This is a genomic window from Ectothiorhodospira shaposhnikovii (assembly GCF_016584105.1).
GTDB classification, from domain to species: Bacteria; Pseudomonadota; Gammaproteobacteria; order Ectothiorhodospirales; family Ectothiorhodospiraceae; genus Ectothiorhodospira; species Ectothiorhodospira shaposhnikovii.
On sequence record NZ_NRSM01000014.1, the window covers coordinates 44,496 to 65,491 of the forward strand.

At 63.8% G+C, this 20,996-nt stretch carries 22 protein-coding genes; 7 read left to right on the top strand and 15 right to left on the bottom strand.

Going from position 1 to position 20,996, the window contains the following annotated elements:
• Nucleotides 1-26: 26 nt before the first annotated feature.
• Both CKO35_RS09550 and CKO35_RS09555 read right to left on the bottom strand, forming a co-directional pair.
• Nucleotides 27-707, bottom strand: a complete 681-nt coding sequence (locus CKO35_RS09550) for a site-2 protease family protein (RefSeq protein WP_200175190.1) — start codon at nt 705-707, stop codon at nt 27-29.
• Nucleotides 708-735: 28 nt separating this feature from the next.
• The gene (locus CKO35_RS09555; RefSeq protein ID WP_200175198.1) at nt 736-1,362 is read right to left on the bottom strand and encodes an L-threonylcarbamoyladenylate synthase; all 627 of its coding nucleotides are present in this window, start codon (nt 1,360-1,362) and stop codon (nt 736-738) included.
• A gap of 252 nt (nt 1,363-1,614) precedes the next feature.
• Here CKO35_RS09555 and CKO35_RS09560 point away from each other — a divergent pair, with 252 nt between their 5' ends.
• Nucleotides 1,615-1,914 (top strand): YciI family protein, encoded by a 300-nt coding sequence (locus CKO35_RS09560; RefSeq protein WP_200175204.1) that lies wholly within the window; start codon nt 1,615-1,617, stop codon nt 1,912-1,914.
• Nucleotides 1,915-1,960: 46 nt separating this feature from the next.
• Nucleotides 1,961-2,794: a peptidylprolyl isomerase gene (locus tag CKO35_RS09565; protein WP_200175206.1), complete on the top strand. Its 834-nt coding sequence runs from the start codon at nt 1,961-1,963 to the stop codon at nt 2,792-2,794.
• Nucleotides 2,795-2,830: 36 nt separating this feature from the next.
• Here CKO35_RS09565 and CKO35_RS09570 read toward each other — a convergent pair whose 3' ends face one another.
• Nucleotides 2,831-3,589 (bottom strand): class I SAM-dependent methyltransferase, encoded by a 759-nt coding sequence (locus tag CKO35_RS09570; protein WP_200175208.1) that lies wholly within the window; start codon nt 3,587-3,589, stop codon nt 2,831-2,833.
• A 23-nt stretch (nt 3,590-3,612) separates the two neighbouring features.
• Complete coding sequence (locus tag CKO35_RS09575; protein WP_200175210.1) at nt 3,613-4,206, bottom strand: Rieske (2Fe-2S) protein; 594 nt, start codon at nt 4,204-4,206, stop codon at nt 3,613-3,615.
• A gap of 53 nt (nt 4,207-4,259) precedes the next feature.
• On the opposite strand from CKO35_RS09575, the gene CKO35_RS09580 reads away from it, so the two are divergent.
• Nucleotides 4,260-4,589, top strand: coding sequence for a hypothetical protein (locus CKO35_RS09580; RefSeq protein ID WP_200175212.1), 330 nt, complete (start codon nt 4,260-4,262; stop codon nt 4,587-4,589).
• Here CKO35_RS09580 and CKO35_RS09585 read toward each other — a convergent pair.
• Complete coding sequence (locus CKO35_RS09585) at nt 4,586-5,068, bottom strand: YajQ family cyclic di-GMP-binding protein (RefSeq protein ID WP_200175214.1); 483 nt, start codon at nt 5,066-5,068, stop codon at nt 4,586-4,588. The two genes, CKO35_RS09580 and CKO35_RS09585, sit on opposite strands and share 4 nt — an antisense overlap.
• Nucleotides 5,069-5,311: 243 nt before the next feature.
• Between CKO35_RS09585 and cyaY the strand changes: the two genes are divergently transcribed.
• Nucleotides 5,312-5,641, top strand: a complete 330-nt coding sequence (gene cyaY, locus CKO35_RS09590; RefSeq protein ID WP_200175222.1) for an iron donor protein CyaY — start codon at nt 5,312-5,314, stop codon at nt 5,639-5,641.
• Here the strand turns inward: cyaY and CKO35_RS09595 are convergent.
• The 3 genes from CKO35_RS09595 to CKO35_RS09605 are packed head-to-tail and all read right to left on the bottom strand — an operon-like array spanning nt 5,625 to nt 7,890.
• Complete coding sequence (locus CKO35_RS09595; protein WP_200175224.1) at nt 5,625-5,993, bottom strand: hypothetical protein; 369 nt, start codon at nt 5,991-5,993, stop codon at nt 5,625-5,627. The two genes, cyaY and CKO35_RS09595, sit on opposite strands and share 17 nt — an antisense overlap.
• 53 nt (nt 5,994-6,046) lie before the next feature.
• Nucleotides 6,047-7,411, bottom strand: a complete 1,365-nt coding sequence (mpl, locus tag CKO35_RS09600; protein WP_200175226.1) for a UDP-N-acetylmuramate:L-alanyl-gamma-D-glutamyl-meso-diaminopimelate ligase — start codon at nt 7,409-7,411, stop codon at nt 6,047-6,049.
• Nucleotides 7,408-7,890: a hypothetical protein gene (locus tag CKO35_RS09605; protein ID WP_242467122.1), complete on the bottom strand. Its 483-nt coding sequence runs from the start codon at nt 7,888-7,890 to the stop codon at nt 7,408-7,410. Before CKO35_RS09605 ends, mpl begins: the two co-directional genes overlap by 4 nt.
• 135 nt (nt 7,891-8,025) lie before the next feature.
• Here CKO35_RS09605 and CKO35_RS09610 point away from each other — a divergent pair, with 135 nt between their 5' ends.
• Nucleotides 8,026-9,249 (top strand): phospholipase D-like domain-containing protein, encoded by a 1,224-nt coding sequence (locus tag CKO35_RS09610; protein WP_200175230.1) that lies wholly within the window; start codon nt 8,026-8,028, stop codon nt 9,247-9,249.
• A 4-nt stretch (nt 9,250-9,253) separates the two neighbouring features.
• On the opposite strand, the gene CKO35_RS09615 is transcribed toward CKO35_RS09610, so the two are convergent.
• From CKO35_RS09615 to aceE, 7 genes are all read right to left on the bottom strand, one after another.
• Nucleotides 9,254-10,006 (bottom strand): MlaA family lipoprotein, encoded by a 753-nt coding sequence (locus tag CKO35_RS09615; RefSeq protein WP_200175231.1) that lies wholly within the window; start codon nt 10,004-10,006, stop codon nt 9,254-9,256.
• Between the two features lie 92 nt (nt 10,007-10,098).
• Nucleotides 10,099-11,313, bottom strand: a complete 1,215-nt coding sequence (locus CKO35_RS09620; protein WP_200175233.1) for an argininosuccinate synthase — start codon at nt 11,311-11,313, stop codon at nt 10,099-10,101.
• 92 nt (nt 11,314-11,405) lie between these two features.
• A complete protein-coding gene (locus CKO35_RS18210; protein WP_200175240.1) occupies nt 11,406-12,080 on the bottom strand; it encodes a methyl-accepting chemotaxis protein in 675 nt (224 codons plus the stop codon).
• A gap of 76 nt (nt 12,081-12,156) precedes the next feature.
• Nucleotides 12,157-13,005: an OmpA family protein gene (locus tag CKO35_RS09630; protein WP_200175241.1), complete on the bottom strand. Its 849-nt coding sequence runs from the start codon at nt 13,003-13,005 to the stop codon at nt 12,157-12,159.
• A gap of 56 nt (nt 13,006-13,061) precedes the next feature.
• The gene (lpdA, locus tag CKO35_RS09635) at nt 13,062-14,819 is read right to left on the bottom strand and encodes a dihydrolipoyl dehydrogenase (RefSeq protein ID WP_200175243.1); all 1,758 of its coding nucleotides are present in this window, start codon (nt 14,817-14,819) and stop codon (nt 13,062-13,064) included.
• Between the two features lie 63 nt (nt 14,820-14,882).
• Entirely contained in the window at nt 14,883-16,211 is a 1,329-nt protein-coding gene (gene aceF, locus CKO35_RS09640; RefSeq protein ID WP_200175244.1) for a dihydrolipoyllysine-residue acetyltransferase, read from the bottom strand.
• A 98-nt stretch (nt 16,212-16,309) separates the two neighbouring features.
• Entirely contained in the window at nt 16,310-18,973 is a 2,664-nt protein-coding gene (aceE, locus tag CKO35_RS09645) for a pyruvate dehydrogenase (acetyl-transferring), homodimeric type (RefSeq protein WP_200175246.1), read from the bottom strand.
• A gap of 309 nt (nt 18,974-19,282) precedes the next feature.
• On the opposite strand from aceE, the gene pyrC reads away from it, so the two are divergent.
• Both pyrC and rnt read left to right on the top strand, forming a co-directional pair.
• Entirely contained in the window at nt 19,283-20,326 is a 1,044-nt protein-coding gene (gene pyrC / locus CKO35_RS09650; protein WP_200175248.1) for a dihydroorotase, read from the top strand.
• Nucleotides 20,327-20,330: 4 nt separating this feature from the next.
• Nucleotides 20,331-20,984 (top strand): ribonuclease T, encoded by a 654-nt coding sequence (gene rnt / locus CKO35_RS09655; RefSeq protein WP_200175250.1) that lies wholly within the window; start codon nt 20,331-20,333, stop codon nt 20,982-20,984.
• Nucleotides 20,985-20,996 lie beyond the last annotated feature (12 nt).

Sequence of the window (20,996 nt, forward strand, 5' to 3'; positions counted from 1 at the left end):
ATGAGAAAAGTGATGACTTAAGGTGGTTACATGCGCCAGGACGGCAGTGCAAACAGGGTCTGGATCAGACCCACGATGAACCCGAAGACAGGAAGGAGGATCGCCCACAGCACGCCCGTGAGCAACAGACCCAGAACGATCACCAGGCCGTACGGCTCCAGACGCTCGTAGCGGGCGGCGATCCGGGCCGGCAGGAAACCGGCCACCACCCGCCCCCCATCCAGGGGTGGGATGGGCAGCAGATTCAGTACCATCAGCAGGATGTTGATGGTGATTCCCGCCATGCCCATGTAGATCAGGGGCACCGCCGCCCAGTCGAAGGTCCCCTGCAGCATCAGGCCGATCTTGATCATCAGCGCCCAGAACAGGGCCATGAGCAGGTTGGCGGTGGGACCGGCGGCAGCCACGATGGCCATGTCCCGCTGGGGATTGCGCAGATTCCGGGTATTCACCGGCACCGGCTTGGCCCAGCCGAATACGAAGGGGGGTGCCGGCGTCAGGGCGGTGAAAATCAGAAGGCCGATGGGCACGGCGATGGTCCCCACCGGATCGATGTGCTTGATGGGGTTGGCGGTAAGACGACCCAGCATCTTGGCGGTGGGATCTCCCAGCTGCTTGGCCATCCAGCCGTGGGAAGCTTCATGCAGGGTGATGGCAAACAGCACCGGCAAGGCCCAGATGGCGATGATCTGCAGAATGCCTTCCATCAGCCCGTCCTCCGCACCTGAACCGGCGTCACTCCTCCACCCCTTGGGGTACTTCACCCTTGCCCCGACGCACAAGCCGGGGGACATCGCTTTCCATATCGATCACGGTGGTGGGTTCCAGGCCGCAGGGACCGCCATCGATGATCAGGTCCACCTGACTGCCCAGGCGATCCTGGATGTCATAGATATCGGTCAACGGCAGATCATCACCGGGCATCTCCAGACTGCTGCTCATGAGTGGCTGGCCCAGGGACTTGAGCATGGCCTGGGTGATGGGATGGTCCGGCACCCGCAGGCCGACGCTCTTGCGCTTGGGGTGCTGCAGACGCCGGGGCACCTCATGGGTGGCCTTGAGCAGGAAGGCGTAGGGACCGGGGGTGAGGCTCTTGAGCAGGCGGTAGGAAGTGTTGCCCACTTTGGCATAGGTGGCGATCTCGGACAGGTCGCGACACACCAGGGTGAGGTGGTACTGCTCGTCCAGCTGGCGGATGCGGCGAATGCGTTCCATGCCGGACTTGTTGCCGATGGCGCAGCCCAGGGCGTAGCAGGAGTCCGTGGGGTAGACGATGACCCCGCCGTCCTGCACCACCTCCGCCACCTGCTGGATCAGGCGGGGCTGAGGGTCCACCGGATGGATCTCGATCACACGGCTCATGGCAGTTCCCGGTTATTCGGTATCAGGAGGGTGATTTTATCAGACCTGCGGGCTTGTGCCCGAATCATCTTGGAAGTTCTGAAACAGCCGCCCTTTGCTGCCCCTCCTCACCACCGCTATCCCCTCTCACCGCCCACCGTCATTCCCGCTAAAGCAACACCACAACCGAATTTGGTGACCCAGACGCTGTGCCGTCCCCCCTGCCATGCGCTACCCTAAGCGCCATTACCCATCAACCAGGGAGTCCCATTGATGCTCTACGCCATCATCAGCCAGGATGTGGAAGACAGCCTGGACAAGCGCCGCGGCGCCCGCCCCGCCCACCTGGAACGCCTGCAGGCCCTGCAGGATGCGGGACGCCTGGTGCTGGCCGGGCCACACCCGGCCCTGGATACGGAAGACCCCGGCCCGGCCGGATTCACCGGCAGCCTGGTGGTTGCCGAGTTCGATTCCCTGGATGCCGCCAAGGCCTGGGCCGATACGGATCCCTATGTGGCGGCCGGCGTCTACGCCCAGGTGATCGTCAAACCGTTCAAGCAAGTGTTCCCCTGATCCCCTGCCTCGAAACCCGATCATTTCAACAAGGACTTCACGCCCGATGCACCCTTTCAAGCTGATCCCCCTGGCGGCCGCCCTTTCCTTCACGATGCTCGCCTGCTCCAGCGAACCTCAGTCAGAAGTGGACGCCGGACGTGGCGAACCGGTAGCCATGGTCAATGACACTCCCATCCATGACAGTGACCTGGCAGATTTCATGTCCCTGAGCCGCATGTCCGGCCATCATGGCGGCATGCAACCCCCGGAAATGGCCCTGAATGAACTGATCAACATGGAGTTGCTGCGACAGGCGGCGGTAAAGGCCGGCCTGGACAGGGAGCCCGAGGTCATGCGCCAGATGGAACGCATGCGGACCAATCTGCTGATCAACGCCCAGGTGGAACGGTATCTGCAGAACCTGCGCTTCACCGAGGCGGATCTGCGCGCCGAATATGACCGTCAGGTGGAGGACATGGACATCCGTGAGTTCAGGGCGCGCCACATCCTGGTGTCTACGGAAGAAGAAGCCGTCGCCCTGATCCAGCGCATCGAGGCAGGGGAAGAGTTTGCGGCCCTGGCCCGGGAGCATTCGGGGGACGGTTCCGCCGCTGCCGGCGGAGACCTGGGCTGGTTCAGCCAGGACATGATGGTTCCGGATTTCTCTGATGCGGTTCTGGCCCTGGAAGATGGTCAGTTCACCCATGAACCGGTGGAAACGGAATTCGGCTGGCACGTCATCCTGCGGGAAGGCTCCCGGGAAAACGAGCCACCGGCCTTTGAAGACGTGCAGGATCAGCTGGAACAGATCCTGACCCGCAAGTCATTGCAGGATTACGTGGACGGTCTGTGGCAGGATGCCCAGGTGAAGGTGTTCGAGGAACGACTGATGCGCTAACCCTCACCCATCCCGATGGCGATGCACCCTCTCCAGTCAGGCCTGCGCGGAGAGATGGATATCAAAGCGGGTGCTGCTTCCCGGCAGGCTATGGCTGGGCGCCCGTCCTCCCAGGTGCTCGCCCCGCGACGGTCGCTTGACCACCACCCGCTCCCGGGCCGCCCCCAGGGCGGCCTCCAGCAGCGCGGCGGCGTCCCCGTCATCCCCTACCAGGGTTCGAAACACCCGCATCTCCTTTTTGACCAGGGCCTGCTTGTCCCGATGGGGGTACATGGGGTCCAGACAGACCACGTCGGTCCGATGCCTGCTCAGCCATTGAACGGCATCCCCGGGAATCAGGGTCATGCGTTCGACGATCGGTGCCAGCGCGGCCACGCCGGCGGCACGGGCCAGACCATCGGCCAGGAGAGCGGCGATGACGGGGTGACGTTCCAGCAGGATGACCCGACAGCCCAGGCCGGCCAGGATGAAGGCATCCCGGCCCAGGCCGGCGGTGGCATCCACCACCTCGGGACGATGTCCCTTCTTGAGTCCGGCGGCACGGGCCAGCGGCTCGTTACGGGGGCTGGACTGGCGACCGCGATACCCCAGGCGCCCACCGGCAAAATCCACATAGACCGGTCCCGGCGCACCCGGTCCGGTCTGGCGCAATTCCAGGCGTTCAGGGGTGACCACCAGGACCTGCGTGTCCTGGTGGTGCTCCGATTCCCTCAGGGGCAAGCCCAACTGCCGGGCCAGGTGTTCGGCCCGCTCCCGGGTGTCCGGGGTGTCGTGGGCGATGGAAAGACCGTTCACAGAATCCGCCCCGTCCGCCAAAGTCAAAAGCCTTCCTCTGCAGTCATTTCAGGTGCTTCGCCCAGGATCACCCGGCCGTCCGGGTGCAGTCGATAATCCGGCACTTCCAGGTTGCGCCGGGCAGTCTGGCCGTCATGGACCCGCCCGGCGAAGTCGTAACGCCCTCCCCTGCAGCGGTCGACGAAACCACCTCCCCATCCCTGCTCCGCCGCTGTCTCCGGCGGCACACCATCCAGACGGCAACCCAGATCCGTGCCGATGGCAAAGGCCACGAAAACGTCCGGCGCCGCGGAACGGTGGGCGTTGCGATAGGCACGGGGCTGCTGACTGAACCGGGAACCCGGATCATAAAGACCTTCAGCAAACGCCGCATCCGCCGCCGCCATGGCCTCGCTGCGACGAAGCACCACCACCGGGCGCCCGCTCCATTCCACCTCCAGCATCTCACCCGGTGCCAGCGACGTGATGTCAACGGACTTGGTCAGGACATGACGGGTGCGCGGCTCGCTTAAAAAACCGGAGATCATGGCAGAGAACAACGCCAGTATCCCCAGCAGGGCCATGACCTTGAGAATGACCCGGTAGTAGACGCGAACATCCGATTCTTCAGTGGTCATGAACGATCCATCCGGGAATAATGGGGAATCTCACAATCATCCGGAAACATGCAATGAACGCCCCTTCCAGACAAGCCTATGTCGGCATCCACAACGACCTTCACGGCGGCATGACACCCATCGGCGGCATCATCAAGGATGCCTGGGTGTTCGGCCTGATCCCCGAAACGGAAACCTGCCAGGGATGGACGCCGGCCCGGATCCAGATGCTTCATGACGAGGTGGCCGCCGCCTGGGATCAACACGGTCTGCTGGTCAGCCGCCTGCCGCCGGACCTGCGGGAACGGCATACCCGCATCCATGACGAGGCCATTGCCCGCGCCAAGGCCCAGGGCTGGGTTCCCGGCATGGATGTGGACGGCAGCATGGAACAGCAGCTTTAGTCCCTGAAATTGTTGTACTGCAGGGGCAGATCCAGTTCGGCCTTGCGCAACAGGGCAATGGCCTCCTGCAGATCATCCCGCTTCTTGCCGGTGATGCGGACCTTGTCACCCTGGATCGAGGCCTGCACCTTGAGCTTGCTGTCCTTGACCAGACGGATGATCTTCCTGGCCAGATCCTGGTCGATGCCCTGCCGGATGGTGACCACGCGGCGAGCCTTGCCGCCCCCCTCTTCCAGCTTGCCGGACTCCAGGCAACCCACGTCGATGCCCCGCTTGGCCAGCTTCTGGGTAAGGATGTCCATCACCTGGTCCACCTGGAATTCGGAAGCGCCAAACAGGGTGAGTTCGGCCTCGCTCTGCTCCACATCGGCGGGGCTGCCCTTGAAGTCGTAGCGGTTCTCCACTTCGCGCTTGGTCTGGTCGACGGCGTTGCGCAGTTCCTGCATGTCCACTTCGGACACCACGTCGAATGAAGGCATGATCTTCTCCGTATTGCTGAATCAGCGCGCAAGTCTATCAAAATGCGCGCAGGACGCCTGCATCGGGATCAGGCTCACAGGCACGAAGGGAGCATCATTACCGTCATTCCCGCGAAAGCGGGAATCCAATCAGGACCACGGGCGCGAAGGGAGCATGCCCTGCCCGGCGGTTCCGGAGGATTTGCTATTGGCCCGACAATCCAATACCGTCCGGGCTTTCCATCTCTTCCGAGGAATCTTGCCATGAACCCAGTCTCCTTTGCCGTGCAGGCGGAACAGGCCCTGGAGTCCCTGATGGAGCGCATGAGTGAAGTGGACGCGCTGGCGGATCTGGACATGGATCTGGTGGACGGGGTACTGAAGATGGAGTTTAATGACGGCAGCAAGCTGATCATCAACCGGCAGGAGCCGGTGCGCCAGCTATGGCTGGCCTCACCGGAAGGCCCGGCCCATTTCAACCAGGACACCGGCGGTACAGGCTGGGTGAATGACCGCACCGGAGAAGGGCTGCTGGACACCCTGAACCGGGTCCTGAGCCAAAAGCTCGGCGAGGCGATCAGGATTCCGGACTAGAGGGCGTCTCTTCCTGCTTTTTCAGCAGAGACTCCAGCTGCCCCACCACCACGGCGGGCTTGTGATCTTCCAGCATCCTGTCCACCAGCAGCAGCATGGGATGATAACGGGGCTGCATGGTGTACTGGATGCGGGCCATGTTCAGGGACAGACGCCGGAACTGGCGGAAGAACAGATAGGACAGGGTGGCCACGATCAGTGCCGTCCAGGTGGCACCCTGGAACCAGACCCAGGCGGCCGCCCCGTAGCCGATGAAACTGACGATGAACAGCAGGGTGGCAAAGCGATGGATCGTGGCCACGAAGGCGGCGAAATCTTCTTGGTGAGCGACGAATTCTTCCTTGGAGATCATGAATCACGGATTCCGGTTGGGTTGGCGGCGATAGTGTAACAACGGAAACAGGGCTACTGTCCGGCCAGCGCCTCCAGCAGTCGTTCATGCAGCCCGCCGAACCCCCCGTTGCTCATGACCAGCACATGATCGCCGGGCCGGGCACTGGCCATCAGACGCGCCAGCAGGCCATCCAGGGTCGGCGCGGACTCTCCCCGCCCCGCCAGTTCACCGGTCACCGCCGCCACGTCCCAGCCCAGATCCGGCGGCGCGAACAGGAACACCTGATCCGCCCCGGCCAGCGAGCTCGCCAGGGTCTGCCGATGGACACCCATGCGCATGGTGTTGGAGCGGGGTTCCAGCACCGCCAGGATACGGGCCTCCCCCACCCGGCCGCGCAGGGCCTCAAGGGTGGCGGCGATGGCGGTGGGATGGTGGGCGAAATCGTCATGGACCGTCACCCCGCCCGCCGTGCCCCGCACCTGCAGCCGCCGCTTGACCCCGGCAAAGCGGGACAGCGCCGACAGACCGGCCTCGACCGGCACCCCCACATGCCTGGCCGCCGCCAGGGCCGCCACCGCATTGCTCATGTTGTGATGCCCGGGCATGGACCAGCGGGCCTCGCCCACCGGAGTATCCCGGTGATGGAGACGAAAATGGCTGCCGTCGGGGCTCAGGGCCTCTCCCCGCCAGTCCATCCCGCCATCGGTTCCGAAGCACTCCACCGGCGTCCAGCATCCCATGGCCAATACCCTTGAGAGCGCGGCATCATGCCCCTGGCACACAATGCGCCCCTCCCCCGGCACCGTGCGCACCAGATGATGGAACTGCCGCTCGATGGCGGCCAGATCCGGAAAGATGTCGGCGTGATCGTATTCCAGATTGTTCAGGATCAGGGTTCTGGGATGGTAATGGACAAACTTGGAACGCTTGTCGAAGAAGGCAGTGTCATACTCGTCGGCCTCCACCACGAAGAAGGGCGTCTCCCCCAGTCGGGCCGACACCTGGAAATTATCCGGCACACCGCCGATGAGAAACCCCGGGGACAGTCCCGCATCCTCCAGTATCCAGGCCAGCAGGCTGGCGGTGGTGGTCTTGCCGTGGGTCCCGGCCACCGCCAGCACCCAGCGATCCTTGAGCACGTGCTCCGCCAGCCACTGGGGGCCGGAGGCATAGGGAATGCCGCGATTGAGCACATACTCCACCGCCGGATTGCCCCGAGTCATCACGTTACCGACCACCACCACGTCCGGCACCGGATCCAGGTGAGCGGGATCGTAACCCTCGCTGACCGGGATGCCCTGGGCCGCCAGCAGCGTGCTCATGGGCGGGTAGACCTGCTGGTCAGAACCGGTCACACGATGTCCGGCGGCCCTGGCCAGCAGGGCCACACCGGCCATGAAGGTGCCGCAGATACCCAGGATATGCACGTGGCTCATGGCATGATCGCCGTATAGAGCATTTCACCGGCAATGGCCGCCACCATCAGGTACAACACTGCCAACCCCACACCACCGGCCACGGTCCGCAGGCCCAGGGCGCTGCGCAGGATATTGCCGTAGGTGGTCAGCAACCAGCCCAGAAGTACCAGATAGCCCACGGTGATGTAGACCGGGATCTCGGTGGGGGTATCGGCCCCGCGCAGGTTGTAGACCAGAGGCAGCATCAAAAGCCCAAGGATCACCCCGACGCCCAGCAAGGCGCTCAAGGTCTGGGTGAACCGGGACCGCACCCCTCGCCAGGACAACAGCAGGGCGGTGTAACCCGCCAGCAGGGCCAGCTCCATGCCGGTCTGCAGAATGGCCAGCTGGAAGGGATAGAACGGCAGGGCCACGATCAGGCCCACCAGCAGATAGGCGATGACGCACAGCCAAAGCAGCAGGGCCGAGGCCGGCAGGTCCTCTGGTCCTTTCTGCATCAAGGTCAACTGGATAAAGGGTTTGATCAACGCGTACATGCACGGCCCTTGTATGACGTCACGATGATTCGCTGACGGTCGCGTGAAATTCGTGCAAGGATATCATGTCCCTCCCGGCACACAGCAGAACCCGACATGGACAGGCCGTTCAAGACACGTCGCTCGCCCCCGGCCCGGGGGCCTCACCGCTATCGGCTCAGGGTCGATGGCGATGATTTCTTCCCCGCCATGGTGGACGCCATCGAATCGGCCCGGAAACGGGTGCTGCTGGAGATGTACCTGTGCAGCTCCGGGGCGCTGACCACCCGATTCATCGACGCCCTGTGCCTGGCCGCGACCCGCGGGGTGGAGGTTTACGTGCTGCTGGACGATTTCGGCAGCCTGGCCCTCTCCGGCGGCGATCGGGGGCGTCTGCTGGCCCATGGCGTGAAGGTCGGCATGTATAACCCGCTGGGCCTGAAGCGGCTCCACCTGTCCCTGTTCCGGAACCATCGCAAACTGCTGGTGGTGGATGGCCGGGTGGCCTTCGTGGGGGGTGCCGGGCTGACCGATGATTTTGATCCGCGTTTTGCCGGCGATCATGCCTGGCACGAGGTCATGCTGGAGATCCGGGGACCCTGCGTGTGGGATTGGGAGCAGCTGTTCGCCAGGACCTGGGCCCGCTGGCATGCCACCCCCCTGACATTGCCTGCCGCACCGGCCAGTGATCGCGGCCCGGCCGATGGCCGGATGGTGGGCAACAGCATTCTAGGGGGGCGCGCGGTGATGGGCTCGGTGCTCGCCGCCATCAAGAAATCACGGCGGCGGGTGTGGATCACCACGGCCTATTTCGTGCCCACCCTGAGGCTGCGTCGATTGCTGGCCCGGGCCGCCCGCAACGGGGTGGACGTCCGGCTGCTGCTGCCGGGGCCGAAGACGGACCAGCCGGCGGTCAGGCATGCGGGACGGCGCTTCTACGGACGGCTGCTGCGGGCGGGGGTCCGGATCTTCGAATACCAGCCCCGCTGCCTGCACGCCAAGTATGTGATCTGTGACGACTGGGGCAGCGTGGGCTCCAGCAACCTGGATCACTGGACCCTGCACTGGAACCTGGAGGCCAATCAGGTGGTGACCGCCCCTTACACCGTGGCGGAGCTGGCCGGGCTGTTTGCGGAGGATCTGACCCAGGCCCGGGAATGGACCCTGCGGGAGTGGCGGGCACGTGGTCGCTGGCATCGGCTGATGGAGCGACTTTTCGGCGGTCTGGACGAATGGCTGGTGCAACTCAGTTACATGCGGGATATACGGGAGGCGGACAAGGCCCTGCGCCGGGGCATCCATGCACTGCCGGCCTCGGATCATGCCTCCAGGGCAAGATGACGTATCAGAAGTCGTCGTCCCAGTCTTCCAGTTCCCGCAGCAGGTCGTACTGATCTTCGCCGGGGGCACCATCGCGTACCAGATATTCCCGCCGCTGCAGAAAGGCATTACGCAAGGCCATGTAGCGATCAGTGGCAACCTCTTCCAGGGCACGCTCCGTGGGCAGGAAACCTGCCCGGATGTCGATGATGTCCACCACCAGCAGGGTATTGCGGATAGCGGTTTCATCATAGTAGTACAGCGGGTGCGTCATCCCGTCCACCACCCGGGCCGGGGCATCCCTCAGGGTGCTCGGCCCCAGGAGGGGCAGCACCAGATAGGGGCCTGAAGACACCCCCCAGCGACCCAGGGTCTGCCCGAAGTCCTCATTGCTCTTTTCCAGCCCCATGGGACTGGCCACGTCAAACAGCCCGAACACGCCAAAACTGGTGTTCATGATGATGCGCGTCAGATCCGAGGCCGCATCATGGAACTTGAACTGCAGGGTGTTGTTGGCCATGTTGACCACATCCCGCAGGTTGGAAAAGAAGTTGGTGACACCGGTCTGCACCGGCTGCGGGACATGACGCTCATACCCCTCGGCCACGGGCTTGATGACGGCGGAGTCCACCGCGTCATTGAACTGGAACATGGCCCGGTTGTAGCCCTCCCAGGGGTCCCGGGGATCACGGGATTCCGGGGGGACGGTGGCACAGGCGGGCAGAAGCAGGACAATCAGCAGCAACCAGAGCGGGGGAAGGGGCTTGGACGGCTTCATGGGAGATACCTGTGTCAACGGTGAATATGTGGGGGTATTTCTCCCCTCACCCCACCCCCTCCCCCCGAGGGGAGAGGGGCACTTCCTTTCCCCTACCGTCCGCGCTGGGCGGCGATGCGCATGCGCAGGGCGTTGAGCTTGATGAAGCCTTCCGCATCCTTTTGATTATAGGCGCCGGCATCGTCCTCGAAGGTGGCGATGTGGGCATCGAACAGGCTGTCGGACTCGGACTTGCGGCCGGCGACAATCACATTGCCCTTGTAGAGCTTGATCCGCACCACGCCGTTCACATGCACCTGGGAGGCGTCGATCAGGGACTGCATCATCCGTCGCTCCGGACTCCACCAGTAGCCGTTGTAGATCAGGCTGGCGTACCGGGGCATCAGTTCATCCTTCAGGTGAGCGGCTTCCCGGTCCATGGTGATGGACTCGATGGCGCGGTGGGCTCTGAGCAGGATGGTGCCGCCGGGGGTTTCATAGCAGCCGCGGGACTTCATGCCCACGTAACGGTTTTCCACCAGGTCCAGGCGACCGATGCCATGGGCACCGCCGATCCGGTTGAGGGTGGCCAGCAGGGTGGCGGGACTCATGGACTCGCCGTTGAGGGCCACCGGATCACCCTTCTCATAGGTGATCTCCACGTATTCCGGCTTGTCCGGGGCGGCCTCGGGGGAGACGCTCCAGCGCCACATGTCTTCCTCGGCCTCGAACCAGGGATCTTCCAGGGGACCGCCTTCGTAGGAGATGTGCAGCAGGTTGGCATCCATGGAGTACGGGGATTTCTTGCCCCGCTTCATCTCCACCGGAATGCCGTGCTGCTCCGCATAGGCCAGCAGCTTTTCCCGGGAGTTCAGATCCCATTCCCGCCAGGGGGCGATGACGCGGATACCGGGCTTGAGGGCATAGGCGCCCAGCTCGAAACGCACCTGGTCATTACCCTTGCCGGTGGCGCCGTGGGAGACAGCATCGGCGCCGGTCTCGTTGGCGATCTCCACCAGGCGCTTGGCGATCAGGGGGCGGGCGATGGAAGTACCCAGCAGGTATTCCCCCTCGTAGAGGGCATTGGCGCGGAACATGGGGAAGACGAAATCACGCACGAACTCCTCGCGCAGGTCGTCAATGTAGATCTCCTTCACGCCCATGGCCTGGGCCTTGGCCCGGGCCGGTTCCAGCTCTTCGCCCTGGCCGATGTCGGCGGTAAAGGTCACCACCTCGCAGCCATAGGTATCCTCAAGCCACTTGAGGATGACCGACGTATCCAGCCCGCCCGAATAGGCGAGGACGACCTTTTTCACATCATTGGCCATGTAAGGCAACCCCTGGGAAAGACGTAAGTGGTACAGGGGCGCAAGTATAGCGAAACTGGAGCCGGGTAAGGAATGGACGACGCCACCGATGGTCAGATCCGGCGCTTGAGCTCCTGTTCCAGCTCCGCCATCAGATTGCTGATGTTGCCGGCAAACAGCCCGGTCTGATCCGCCAGACGGTTCACCTCCTTGGCCACCACCGCAAAACCGCGCCCGTGCTCCCCCGCCCGCGCGGCCTCGATACTGGCATTGAGGCTGAGCATGCGCAGGGCCTTTAGCACGATCAGGATCTGGTTGGACTCGGTGATGATGGAATTGCTCAAGCGGCTCACGGCGGCAATCTGTTCATGCCGCGCGGATTCCACATCCTTGCGCCGGCGAATGTCGGTCACCACCCCTTCCAGATACTGCAGCTTGCCTTCCTGATCGAGCACAGGGCCGCCGTTTTCATTGACCCAGCGGACACCACCGTCACGGTGGCGAATGCGATAATCCACATCCCACTGGCCGCCGGCGGCCACTGCCTTGTCGATGGCCTCATCGACGGCAGCCGAATCTTCAGGGTGAATCAAAGAAGCGTAGGACACCACCTTGTTGTACCGCAACTCATCCTGGCCATAGCCGGTGAGTTCCCTGGCACGCCCGGAAACTACCAGCATGGTGTACTGGTCATCGTTACGGCAGCGATAGAGGAATCCGTTCATGTGACTGGCGATGCTGTTCAGGGCGTCCAGTTCGGTGCTGGCATCGGCGGTCTGAATGGGCATTGATCGGTGCTCCGCAACAGGTTGATCGTAGTGTAATCCCGGTACCGCCCTGATGCCCATCGGAAAGAATGCGTCCCTACCGGGTCAGCCAGATGTCCACCCGCCGATTGAGGGCCCAGGCCGCTTCCGTGGCGGCCGTGTCCAGGGGCCAGGACTCACCGAAGGCACGGGTTTCGATCCGGTGAGCGGCGATTCCCTGGGCGCGCAGATGGGCCTGAACGGCGCGTGCCCGCCGCAGGGACAGGGCATCGTTGTAGGCCTCGGTGCCGCGCTCATCCGCATGCCCCCCCAGGATCACCCGGCTGGCCGGGTTGTCCCTGAGCACCGCCAGGGCACGACGCAGCTCGGCATGCTGATCCGGACGGATGCGGGCCTCGTCGAAATCGAAGTGGATGCGCCAGTCGTCCAGGATCTCGAAATCCAGGGGCCTGATCTCTCCCTGGCAGGCGCGAAAATCCGCCAGGACCTCCCGAAAACGCAAGGGCGAAAGGGTCACCCGGATATCCCGGGCACCGGGACCAGGGTCCGGATGTTGCACAAGGACCTCATGGCCGGTTTCCAGGCCATAGTAAAGGGTCAGTGCCTCCTCCCGTCCCAACCGAAGCAGGGTATCCCCGGCCATGGCCGGCACCGCCCCCAGGTCCTGGGGAGGAAGATCATGGCGCCAGTCGGGCGCCTGCAGGGACAGACGCGCCACATCGGGCGCATTCAGCGGGATGCGCGGGTCCAGGTAAAACCGCAGGGCGCGGCCCGGGCTGGCGTGGAAACGGGCAATGCCGTAGCGGGGAATGGGCTGCACCAGTTCACACAGGTCCGGCTCCTGGCTCACGACCCACTGGGCCTGCTCCATGCGGGGACCATAGTCGGCGGCCCAGAGGCCGGCGGGCAGCAGACAGAACAGCAAAATGGCGTAACGTGTGTTCATGCCTGGTTTTATCGGCGGCAGACGGGGGAAGTTGAGGCCTTCCCCCGTCTGCTTCATCACCGCCGACGCGGTGGCAGGATATCGGTGACCGAACCGTGGGCCACCTCCGCCGCGAAGCAGAGGGTTTCCGACAGGGTGGGATGGGGATGCACCGTCAGTCCCAGGTCTTCCACGTCCGCCCCCATCTCCAGTGCCAGCAGGGCCTCGGCGATCAGCTCCCCGGCATTGGGGCCGACGATTCCGGCGCCGATCACCCGTTGCCGGTCATCCAGCAACAGCTTGGTCAGACCCGCCTCGCCCCCCACGCTGATGGCACGACCACTGGCCGCCCAGGGGAAAACCGCCTTGGTGTACTCGACCCCATCCGCCTTGGCCTGTGTCTCGGTCAGCCCCATCCAGGCCACTTCCGGGTGGGTATAGGCCACGCTGGGAATGGCCCGGGCATCGAAGTGGGACTTTTGCCCGGCCGCCACCTCGGCGGCCACCTTGGCTTCGTGGGTAGCCTTGTGGGCCAGCATGGGGCCACCCACCACGTCGCCGATGGCGAAGATGTGATCGACGTTGGTCCGCATCTGCCGGTCCACCTTGATGAAGCCGTGTTCGTCCACCTGGATGCCCGCCGCTTCCGCGTCGATCCGGCCGCCGTTGGGCAGACGCCCCACCGCCACCAGCACCCGGTCGAAGGTATCCTGCTCCGGGGCATTGCCCCCCTCGAACCAGACCCGGATACCCTCGGCCATGGCCTGGGCCCGCGCCACCCGGGTACCGGTGAAGATATTTTCGTAACGGTCCCTGATCCGTTTTTCCAGCGGCTTGACCAGATCCCGGTCGGCGCCGGGCATCAGATCCTTCGACAGTTCACAGACCGTCACCTTCGAACCGAGGGCATCATAGACGCAGGCCATCTCCAGTCCGATGATACCGCCACCCACCACCAGCAGACGGCCGGGGATGTCCTGAAGCTTCAGGGCTCCGGTGGAATCCATCACCCGCGGATCATCCCAGGGAAACCCCGGCAGCTGCACGGGTCGGGAACCCACGGCGACGACGGCCTGTTCAAAACGGATCCGCTGCTCGCCCTCCTCTCCGGCCACGGTCAGGACATGGGGCGAGGTGAAACGCCCCACACCCTGCACCACCCTGACCTTGCGCTGTCCGGCCAGATGCCGCAGGCCGCCGGTGAGCTTGCCCACCACGCCGTCCTTGTAGGCCGCCAGCGCGGGGAGATCAATTTCAGGCTTGCCGAACGAGATACCATGCCGTGCAAAGGCTTCCGCTTCCTCAATCACCTGGGCGGCATGGAGCAAGGCCTTGGAGGGAATGCAGCCCACATTGAGACACACGCCGCCGATCTGCGGATACCGCTCCACCATGACCACATCCAGTCCCAGGTCAGCGGCGCGAAAGGCGGCGGTGTAGCCCCCGGGGCCGGAGCCCAGCACCAGCAGGCCGCAGTGGATGTCCGCGTCATCGGTCGGCTCGGGGGCCGGGCGGGGACGGCCGGGCGGAGTTTCGGGACGCGACGAGGCAGCGGCCGGCGCCGTGGTGTCTTCCCGTGGGGGGGATTCGGCGGCATCGGTTTCCAGTTCCAGGATGGCCGTGCCCTGGGAGACCTTGTTGCCCTTTTTCACCAGCAGTGTGCCGATGACTCCCGCCATCGGGGCGGGAATGTCGATGGAGGCCTTGTCGGACTCCAGGGTGATGAGTGGATCTTCGGGTTTGACGGCGTCGCCCGGGGCGACGAGGATGTCGATGATTTCCACATCCTTGAAGTCGCCGATGTCGGGGACCTGGATGGTGCGTGTCTGAGCCATGGATTCAACACTCCTTTATGCCGTTTCAAACTGCCCATGAATACCCGTGGGAGCGAGCCGCTGCTACAGCAGCATGCGCCGCATGTCCGACAGCAACCCGCTCAGACAACTGGTGAAGCGGGCGCCCAGGGCACCGTCGATGACCCGGTGGTCATAGGACAGGGACAAGGGGAGGATCAGCCTGGGCACAAAGGCCTTGCCATCCCAGACCGGCTGCATCCTGGCCCGGGAGACCCCCAGGATCGCCACTTCGGGTGCGTTGACGATGGGCGTGAACTGGGTACCGCCGATCCCGCCCAGGCTGGTGATGGTGATACACCCACCCTGCATGTCGTCAGGCTTGAGGCGGTGCTTGCGGGCCTTCTCGGAGACCTCGGCCATCTCCCTGGCCAGTTCCACCAGGCTCTTGCGGTCCACATCCCGGATCACCGGGACCACCAGACCGTCCGGGGTGTCCACGGCGATCCCCAGGTGGAAATATTGTTTCAGGATCAGATTTTCCCCGGTGGCATCCAGCGAGGCATTGACCCTGGGATGCTCCTTCAGGGCCGAGACCAGGGCCTTCATCAGGAACACCAGGAAGGTGATCTTCACGTCCTTGTCCTTGTATTCCGCCACCAGGGACTTGCGGAAGGCATCCAGTTCAGTGATGTCCGCCTCGTCGAACTGGGTGACGTGGGGGATGTTCACCCAGTTGCGGTGCAGGTTCTCGCCGGTGAGACGGTTGATGCGGGTCAGGGCCTGGGTCTTGACCGGGCCGAACCGGGAAAAGTCGATCTCCGGGGCAGGTGCCTGCCCGGGCAGTGCCGCCGGCGCGGCCAGGGCCCGCTTGACGAAGGCCTGCACATCCTCCTTGAGGATGCGCCCCTTGCGGCCCTTGCCCTCCACCCTGCCCAGATCCACCCCCAGTTCGCGGGCAAACCGGCGCACCCCCGGCGAGGCCAGGGCCTTGCGAAAGGCCGCCTCGTCCACCATCCCCGCGGTGGGGGAAGATCGGGTGCCGGACGATGACACCGCTTCGCCGCGGGGGCTCTCCCGGGGGGGCGTCGGCCGGGATTCCGTGACCTCACCCTGATCAGGCCTTGGGGCGGGTGCCTGTTGCGGCGACGGCCGTTCCTCGGCCTTGCCAGCAGCAGATACCTCACCCTCCTCCGCCGGTTCCAGATCCAGAATGGCCACCCCCTGGGAAACCCGGTCTCCCACCTTGACCTTCAGGCCTTTCACGGTCCCCCCCCGGGGGGCCGGGATGTCGATGGAGGCCTTGTCCGATTCCAGGGTGATCAGCGGGTCTTCCGGCCTGACCGTATCCCCCTCCCCCACCAGTACCTCGATGATTTCCACGTCCTTGAAGTCACCGATGTCGGGAACCTTGATTTCAACCACGTTGCCCATGGCGCAACTCCTTTGAAAATTTGGATTCACCGGCGACGGCAGGCAACGGGACGGCCGCGCCGGCCGGTGATGCACATCAATGGATGCGGCCCGGCGCCTCAGGCGCGCAGGGGATTGGGTTTGTCCACGTCGATCCCGTACCTGACGATGGCCTCGCCAACCCGCTCCACCGGGATCCGGCCTTCATCCGCCAGGGCCTTGAGGGCGGCCAGGGCCACGTAATGGCGATCCACCTCGAAATGGTGGCGCAAACGGGAACGCAGATCGCTGCGGCCGAAGCCATCGGTGCCCAGCACCGTATAGCGTCCCGGCACCCAGGCCCGGATCTGATCGGCAAAGGCCCTGACATAATCGGTGGAGGCCACCACCGGCCCCTGACGCCCCTCCAGGCATTGAGTGACCCAGCTGCGGCGGGGGTCGGCCCCGGGATGCAGCATGTTCCAGCGCTCCGTGTCACGACCGTCCCGGGCCAGTTCGTTGAAGCTGGTGGCACTCCAGATGTCCGCTTCCACGCCGAAGTCATTCCTGAGCAGGTCGGCGGCTGCGATCACCTCCCGGAGAATGGTGCCCGATCCCATGAGCTGGACCCTCGGCTCACCCGCCGCCCCTTCCCTGAACAGGTACAGCCCCTTGCGGATCCCCTCTTCCGCCCCCTCCGGCATGACCGGCTGCGGGTAGTTCTCGTTCATGACGGTGATGTAATAGAAAACGCTTTCCAGATTGACGTACATGCGGCGGAGACCGTCATGGAGGATCACCGCCAGTTCATGGGCGAAGGCCGGGTCATAGCTGATGCAGTTGGGCACGTTGGCGGCCATCAGATGGCTGTGTCCGTCCTGGTGCTGCAGCCCCTCGCCGGAAAGGGTGGTGCGACCGGCGGTGCCGCCCATGAGGAAACCCCGGGCCTGCATGTCGCCCGCGGCCCAGATCAGATCTCCCACCCGCTGGAAGCCGAACATGGAATAGAAGATGTAGAAGGGGATCATGCTCACGCCATGGACGCTGTAGGCCGTCGCCGCCGCCATCCAGGAAGACATGGCACCCGCCTCGTTGATGCCTTCTTCAAGAATCTGCCCCTTCTTGTCCTCCCTGTAGAACATCACCTGATCCTTGTCCTGGGGTGTATAGAGCTGTCCCACGGAGGAGTAGATCCCCAGTTGCCGGAACAGCCCTTCCATGCCGAAGGTGCGGGCCTCGTCCGGCACGATGGGGACGATGTGATGGCCGATCTTCTTGTCCCGGATCAGCTGGGTGAGCATGCGCACCAGCGCCATGGTGGTGGACAGCTCGCGCTCTCCGGAGGACTCCATGGCGGCGTCGAACAGGGAGAGATCCGGGATCTCCAGGGGTGCCACCGAGGACTTGCGCACCGGCAGAAAGCCACCCAGGGCCTTGCGCCGTTCGTGCATGTAACGCATTTCCGGAGCATCTTCCGGCGGCTTGATGTACTCCATCCGTTCCACCTGATCATCGGTGAGCGGGATGCTGAAGCGGCTGCGGAAGGTCTTGAGTTCGCCCATGCCCAGTTTTTTCTGCTGGTGGGCACGCATCTGCCCCTCGCCGGCGGATCCCATGCCGTAGCCCTTCACGGTCTGGGCCAGGATCACGGTGGGCTGGTCCGCGTGATTGACCGCTGCGTGATAGGCGGCGTAGACCTTGAAGGGATCGTGTCCGCCCCGGTTCAGACGCCAGACATCATCATCTGACATATTGGCCACCATGGCCTTGAGCTCGGGATATTTGCCGAAGAAATGCTCCCGCACATAGGCACCGTCCTTGGCCTTGTAGTTCTGGTAATCCCCGTCCACGGCCTCCATCATGCGCTGCTTGAGCAGGCCCTTGGTGTCCTTGGCCAGCAGGGGATCCCAGTAACTGCCCCAGAGGACCTTGATGACATTCCATCCGGCGCCCCGGAACATGGCCTCCAGTTCCTGCACGATCTTGCCATTGCCTCGCACCGGCCCGTCCAGACGCTGCAGGTTGCAGTTGACCACGAAGATCAGGTTGTCGAGTTTTTCCCGGGCCGCCAGGGAGATGGCGCCCAGGCTTTCCGGCTCATCGGTTTCCCCGTCCCCCAGAAAACACCAGACCTTGCGATCCCGGCTGCTGGCCAGTTCCCGATCATTCATGTACTTCATGAAGCGGGCCTGCATGATGGCGGCGATGGGGCCCAGCCCCATGCTGACGGTGGGAAATTGCCAGTAACCGGGCATCAGCCAGGGGTGGGGATAGGAAGACAGGCCGCCGCCGCCCACTTCCTGGCGGAACCGGTCCAGCTGGGCCTCGGTGAAGCGGCCCTCCAGATAGGAACGGGCATAGATCCCCGGGGCGGAGTGGCCCTGAATGAAAAGCAGGTCGCCGCCATGCTCATGGGAGGGGGCGCGCCAGAAGTGGTTGAAGCCCACGTCATAGAGGGTGGCGGCAGAGGCGAAACTGGCGATATGCCCCCCCAGCTCCGAACTGATGCCGTTGGCCTTGACCACCATCATCAACGCATTCCAGCGGATGTAGGAGCGGATGCGGTGCTCCAGTTCCGCGTCCCCGGGGAACGCAGGCTCCAGATGGGGCGGAATGGTGTTCACATAGGCGGTATTGGCGGAATACGGCAGGAAAGCGCCGGATCGCCGGGCCTGATCCACCAGACGCTCCAGCAGGTAATGGGCCCGTTCCGGGCCATCGGCCTGGATCACCGCTTCCAGGGCATCAAGCCATTCGTGGGTTTCCTGGGCATCCAGGTCTTGGGGCAATTGCTGCGCCGTCATCACTTTTTCTCCATCCAATCCCCCGTCGCCGCGGGCACGCAGGTGCGCACCCGCTCGGGGTGTGGTTCAGACAAAACGGGATACTTGCTGATATCATTCCGACCGGGCTTTATTATTTTTATGTCCACATCCAATGCCGACCTGAAACGCGACAATTCGGTTCACATCGAGCAGAAAATTCATCGTCGAGTGGCGCAATTCGCTGAGTCATGTTCTAGCTTTTGCACCGGCAGGTCAAGGAACCGGAACACCGTTTCCCATGCTTCACCGCAACACATTTCTGCAATAAAAACAGGAAACAGCAACACAATGACGACAATCCAGGAACTGCGTATCAGACGCCCCGATGACTGGCATTTGCATGTGCGGGACGGGAGCGCCCTTGATAGTGCAGTGCCGCATACCGCCAGATGTTTCGGCCGCGCCATCATCATGCCCAATCTCAGGCCGCCGGTCGTGAACGTGGAGCAGGCCATCGCCTATCGCCGGCGCATTCTTGATGCCGTTCCGCCGGAGATGAAATTCGAGCCATTGATGACAATTTACCTCACCGACATGACCTCGCCGGAAGAGATCAAAAAGGCGGTGGACAGCGGGATTGTCTTCGGCGTGAAGCTGTACCCCGCCGGCGCCACCACCCATTCCGACGCCGGCGTGACCGATATCCGTCACACCTATCCCGCCCTGCAGGCGATGCAGGACCTGGGGCTGCCACTGATGATCCATGGCGAGGCCACGGACCCGGGGGTGGACGTGTTCGACCGGGAAGCGGTGTTCATCGATCAGGTGCTGGCGCCGTTGGTGGAGCAATTCCAGGGCCTGAAGGTGGTTCTGGAGCACATCACCACGGCCCAGGCGGTGGACTTCGTGCGCCAGGCCCCGGACCGGGTGGCCGCCACGGTCACCCCTCAGCACATCCTCATGAACCGCAATGCCCTGTTCCAGGGCGGTCTGCGGCCCCACCACTACTGTCTGCCGGTACTCAAGCGCGAGACCCATCGGGCGGCCATCATGGCGGTCCTGGCGGAGGGGCATCCCCGCTTCTTCCTGGGCACCGACAGCGCGCCCCATCCCAAGGGCGCCAAGGAATCCGCCTGCGGCTGTGCCGGCATCTTCAGCGCCCCGGCCGCCATTGAGCTCTATGCCGAGGCCTTCGAGCAGGCCGGCGCCCTGGACAAGCTGGAAGGGTTTGCCAGCCTGTTCGGCCCGGCCTTCCACGGCCTGCCGGTGAACGATGACTACATCACCCTGCGGCGGGAATCCTGGACGGTGCCGGAGGCCTACCCCTTCGCGGACGCCACGGTGGTGCCCATGCGGGCCGGCGGCACGCTGGACTGGAAGCTGGTAGTCTAGCGCCATGACAGACGAACTGAACTTCCGCCCCATGGGCAATCGTTTCCGTGGTTTTCTGCCCGTGGTGGTGGATGTTGAAACCGGCGGCTTCAATCCCAAAACCGATGCCCTGCTGCAGATCGCGGCCGTGTTCCTGCGCATGGACCAGGACGGCTTCATCCAGCGGGACAGGACATTGTCCTGCCATGTCCAGCCCTTCGAGGGGGCCAACATGGACCCCAAGTCCCTGGAGGTGAACGGGATCAACCCCTGGCATCCCCTGCGCATCGCCCTGCCCGAGGACGAGGCCCTGCAGCGGGTGTTTCGGGAAGTCCGCCAGGACATCAAACGCAATCACTGCACCCGGGCCATTCTGGTGGGACACAATGCCGGTTTCGACCTGGCCTTCGTCAACGCCACTGCGGAGCGGGCCCAGGTGAAGCGAAACCCCTTTCATCCCTTCAGCAACCTGGACACCGTCACCCTGTCGGCCCTGGCCTACGGTCAGACCGTGCTGGCCAAGGCAGTGAAGGAGGCGGGGCTGCCCTGGGACAACGCGGAAGCCCACTCCGCCACCTATGACGCGGAAAAGACAGCGGACATCTTCTGCGACGTCATGAACCGCTGGAATCAACAGATACTGACTCAGGATCCCCTGAACATGGACAAGGCGCTGTGAGTTGCATATAAG

What these genes read in the sequence shown, in the direction of transcription:
- lpdA (WP_200175243.1), bottom strand. Translation starts at nt 14,819, where the DNA reads ATGGCTCAGACACGCACCATCCAGGTCCCCGACATCGGCGACTTCAAG.
- cyaY (WP_200175222.1), top strand. Translation starts at nt 5,312, where the DNA reads ATGAACCCAGTCTCCTTTGCCGTGCAGGCGGAACAGGCCCTGGAGTCC.
- CKO35_RS09585 (WP_200175214.1), bottom strand. Translation starts at nt 5,068, where the DNA reads ATGCCTTCATTCGACGTGGTGTCCGAAGTGGACATGCAGGAACTGCGC.
- CKO35_RS09550 (WP_200175190.1), bottom strand. Translation starts at nt 707, where the DNA reads ATGGAAGGCATTCTGCAGATCATCGCCATCTGGGCCTTGCCGGTGCTG.
- rnt (WP_200175250.1), top strand. Translation starts at nt 20,331, where the DNA reads ATGACAGACGAACTGAACTTCCGCCCCATGGGCAATCGTTTCCGTGGT.
- CKO35_RS09620 (WP_200175233.1), bottom strand. Translation starts at nt 11,313, where the DNA reads ATGGCCAATGATGTGAAAAAGGTCGTCCTCGCCTATTCGGGCGGGCTG.
- CKO35_RS09595 (WP_200175224.1), bottom strand. Translation starts at nt 5,993, where the DNA reads ATGATCTCCAAGGAAGAATTCGTCGCTCACCAAGAAGATTTCGCCGCC.
- CKO35_RS09565 (WP_200175206.1), top strand. Translation starts at nt 1,961, where the DNA reads ATGCACCCTTTCAAGCTGATCCCCCTGGCGGCCGCCCTTTCCTTCACG.
- CKO35_RS09610 (WP_200175230.1), top strand. Translation starts at nt 8,026, where the DNA reads ATGGACAGGCCGTTCAAGACACGTCGCTCGCCCCCGGCCCGGGGGCCT.
- CKO35_RS09580 (WP_200175212.1), top strand. Translation starts at nt 4,260, where the DNA reads ATGAACGCCCCTTCCAGACAAGCCTATGTCGGCATCCACAACGACCTT.
- aceE (WP_200175246.1), bottom strand. Translation starts at nt 18,973, where the DNA reads ATGACGGCGCAGCAATTGCCCCAAGACCTGGATGCCCAGGAAACCCAC.
- CKO35_RS09630 (WP_200175241.1), bottom strand. Translation starts at nt 13,005, where the DNA reads ATGAACACACGTTACGCCATTTTGCTGTTCTGTCTGCTGCCCGCCGGC.
- CKO35_RS18210 (WP_200175240.1), bottom strand. Translation starts at nt 12,080, where the DNA reads ATGCCCATTCAGACCGCCGATGCCAGCACCGAACTGGACGCCCTGAAC.
- CKO35_RS09615 (WP_200175231.1), bottom strand. Translation starts at nt 10,006, where the DNA reads ATGAAGCCGTCCAAGCCCCTTCCCCCGCTCTGGTTGCTGCTGATTGTC.
- mpl (WP_200175226.1), bottom strand. Translation starts at nt 7,411, where the DNA reads ATGAGCCACGTGCATATCCTGGGTATCTGCGGCACCTTCATGGCCGGT.
- CKO35_RS09575 (WP_200175210.1), bottom strand. Translation starts at nt 4,206, where the DNA reads ATGACCACTGAAGAATCGGATGTTCGCGTCTACTACCGGGTCATTCTC.
- CKO35_RS09560 (WP_200175204.1), top strand. Translation starts at nt 1,615, where the DNA reads ATGCTCTACGCCATCATCAGCCAGGATGTGGAAGACAGCCTGGACAAG.
- CKO35_RS09555 (WP_200175198.1), bottom strand. Translation starts at nt 1,362, where the DNA reads ATGAGCCGTGTGATCGAGATCCATCCGGTGGACCCTCAGCCCCGCCTG.
- CKO35_RS09605 (WP_242467122.1), bottom strand. Translation starts at nt 7,890, where the DNA reads ATGCAGAAAGGACCAGAGGACCTGCCGGCCTCGGCCCTGCTGCTTTGG.
- pyrC (WP_200175248.1), top strand. Translation starts at nt 19,283, where the DNA reads ATGACGACAATCCAGGAACTGCGTATCAGACGCCCCGATGACTGGCAT.
- aceF (WP_200175244.1), bottom strand. Translation starts at nt 16,211, where the DNA reads ATGGGCAACGTGGTTGAAATCAAGGTTCCCGACATCGGTGACTTCAAG.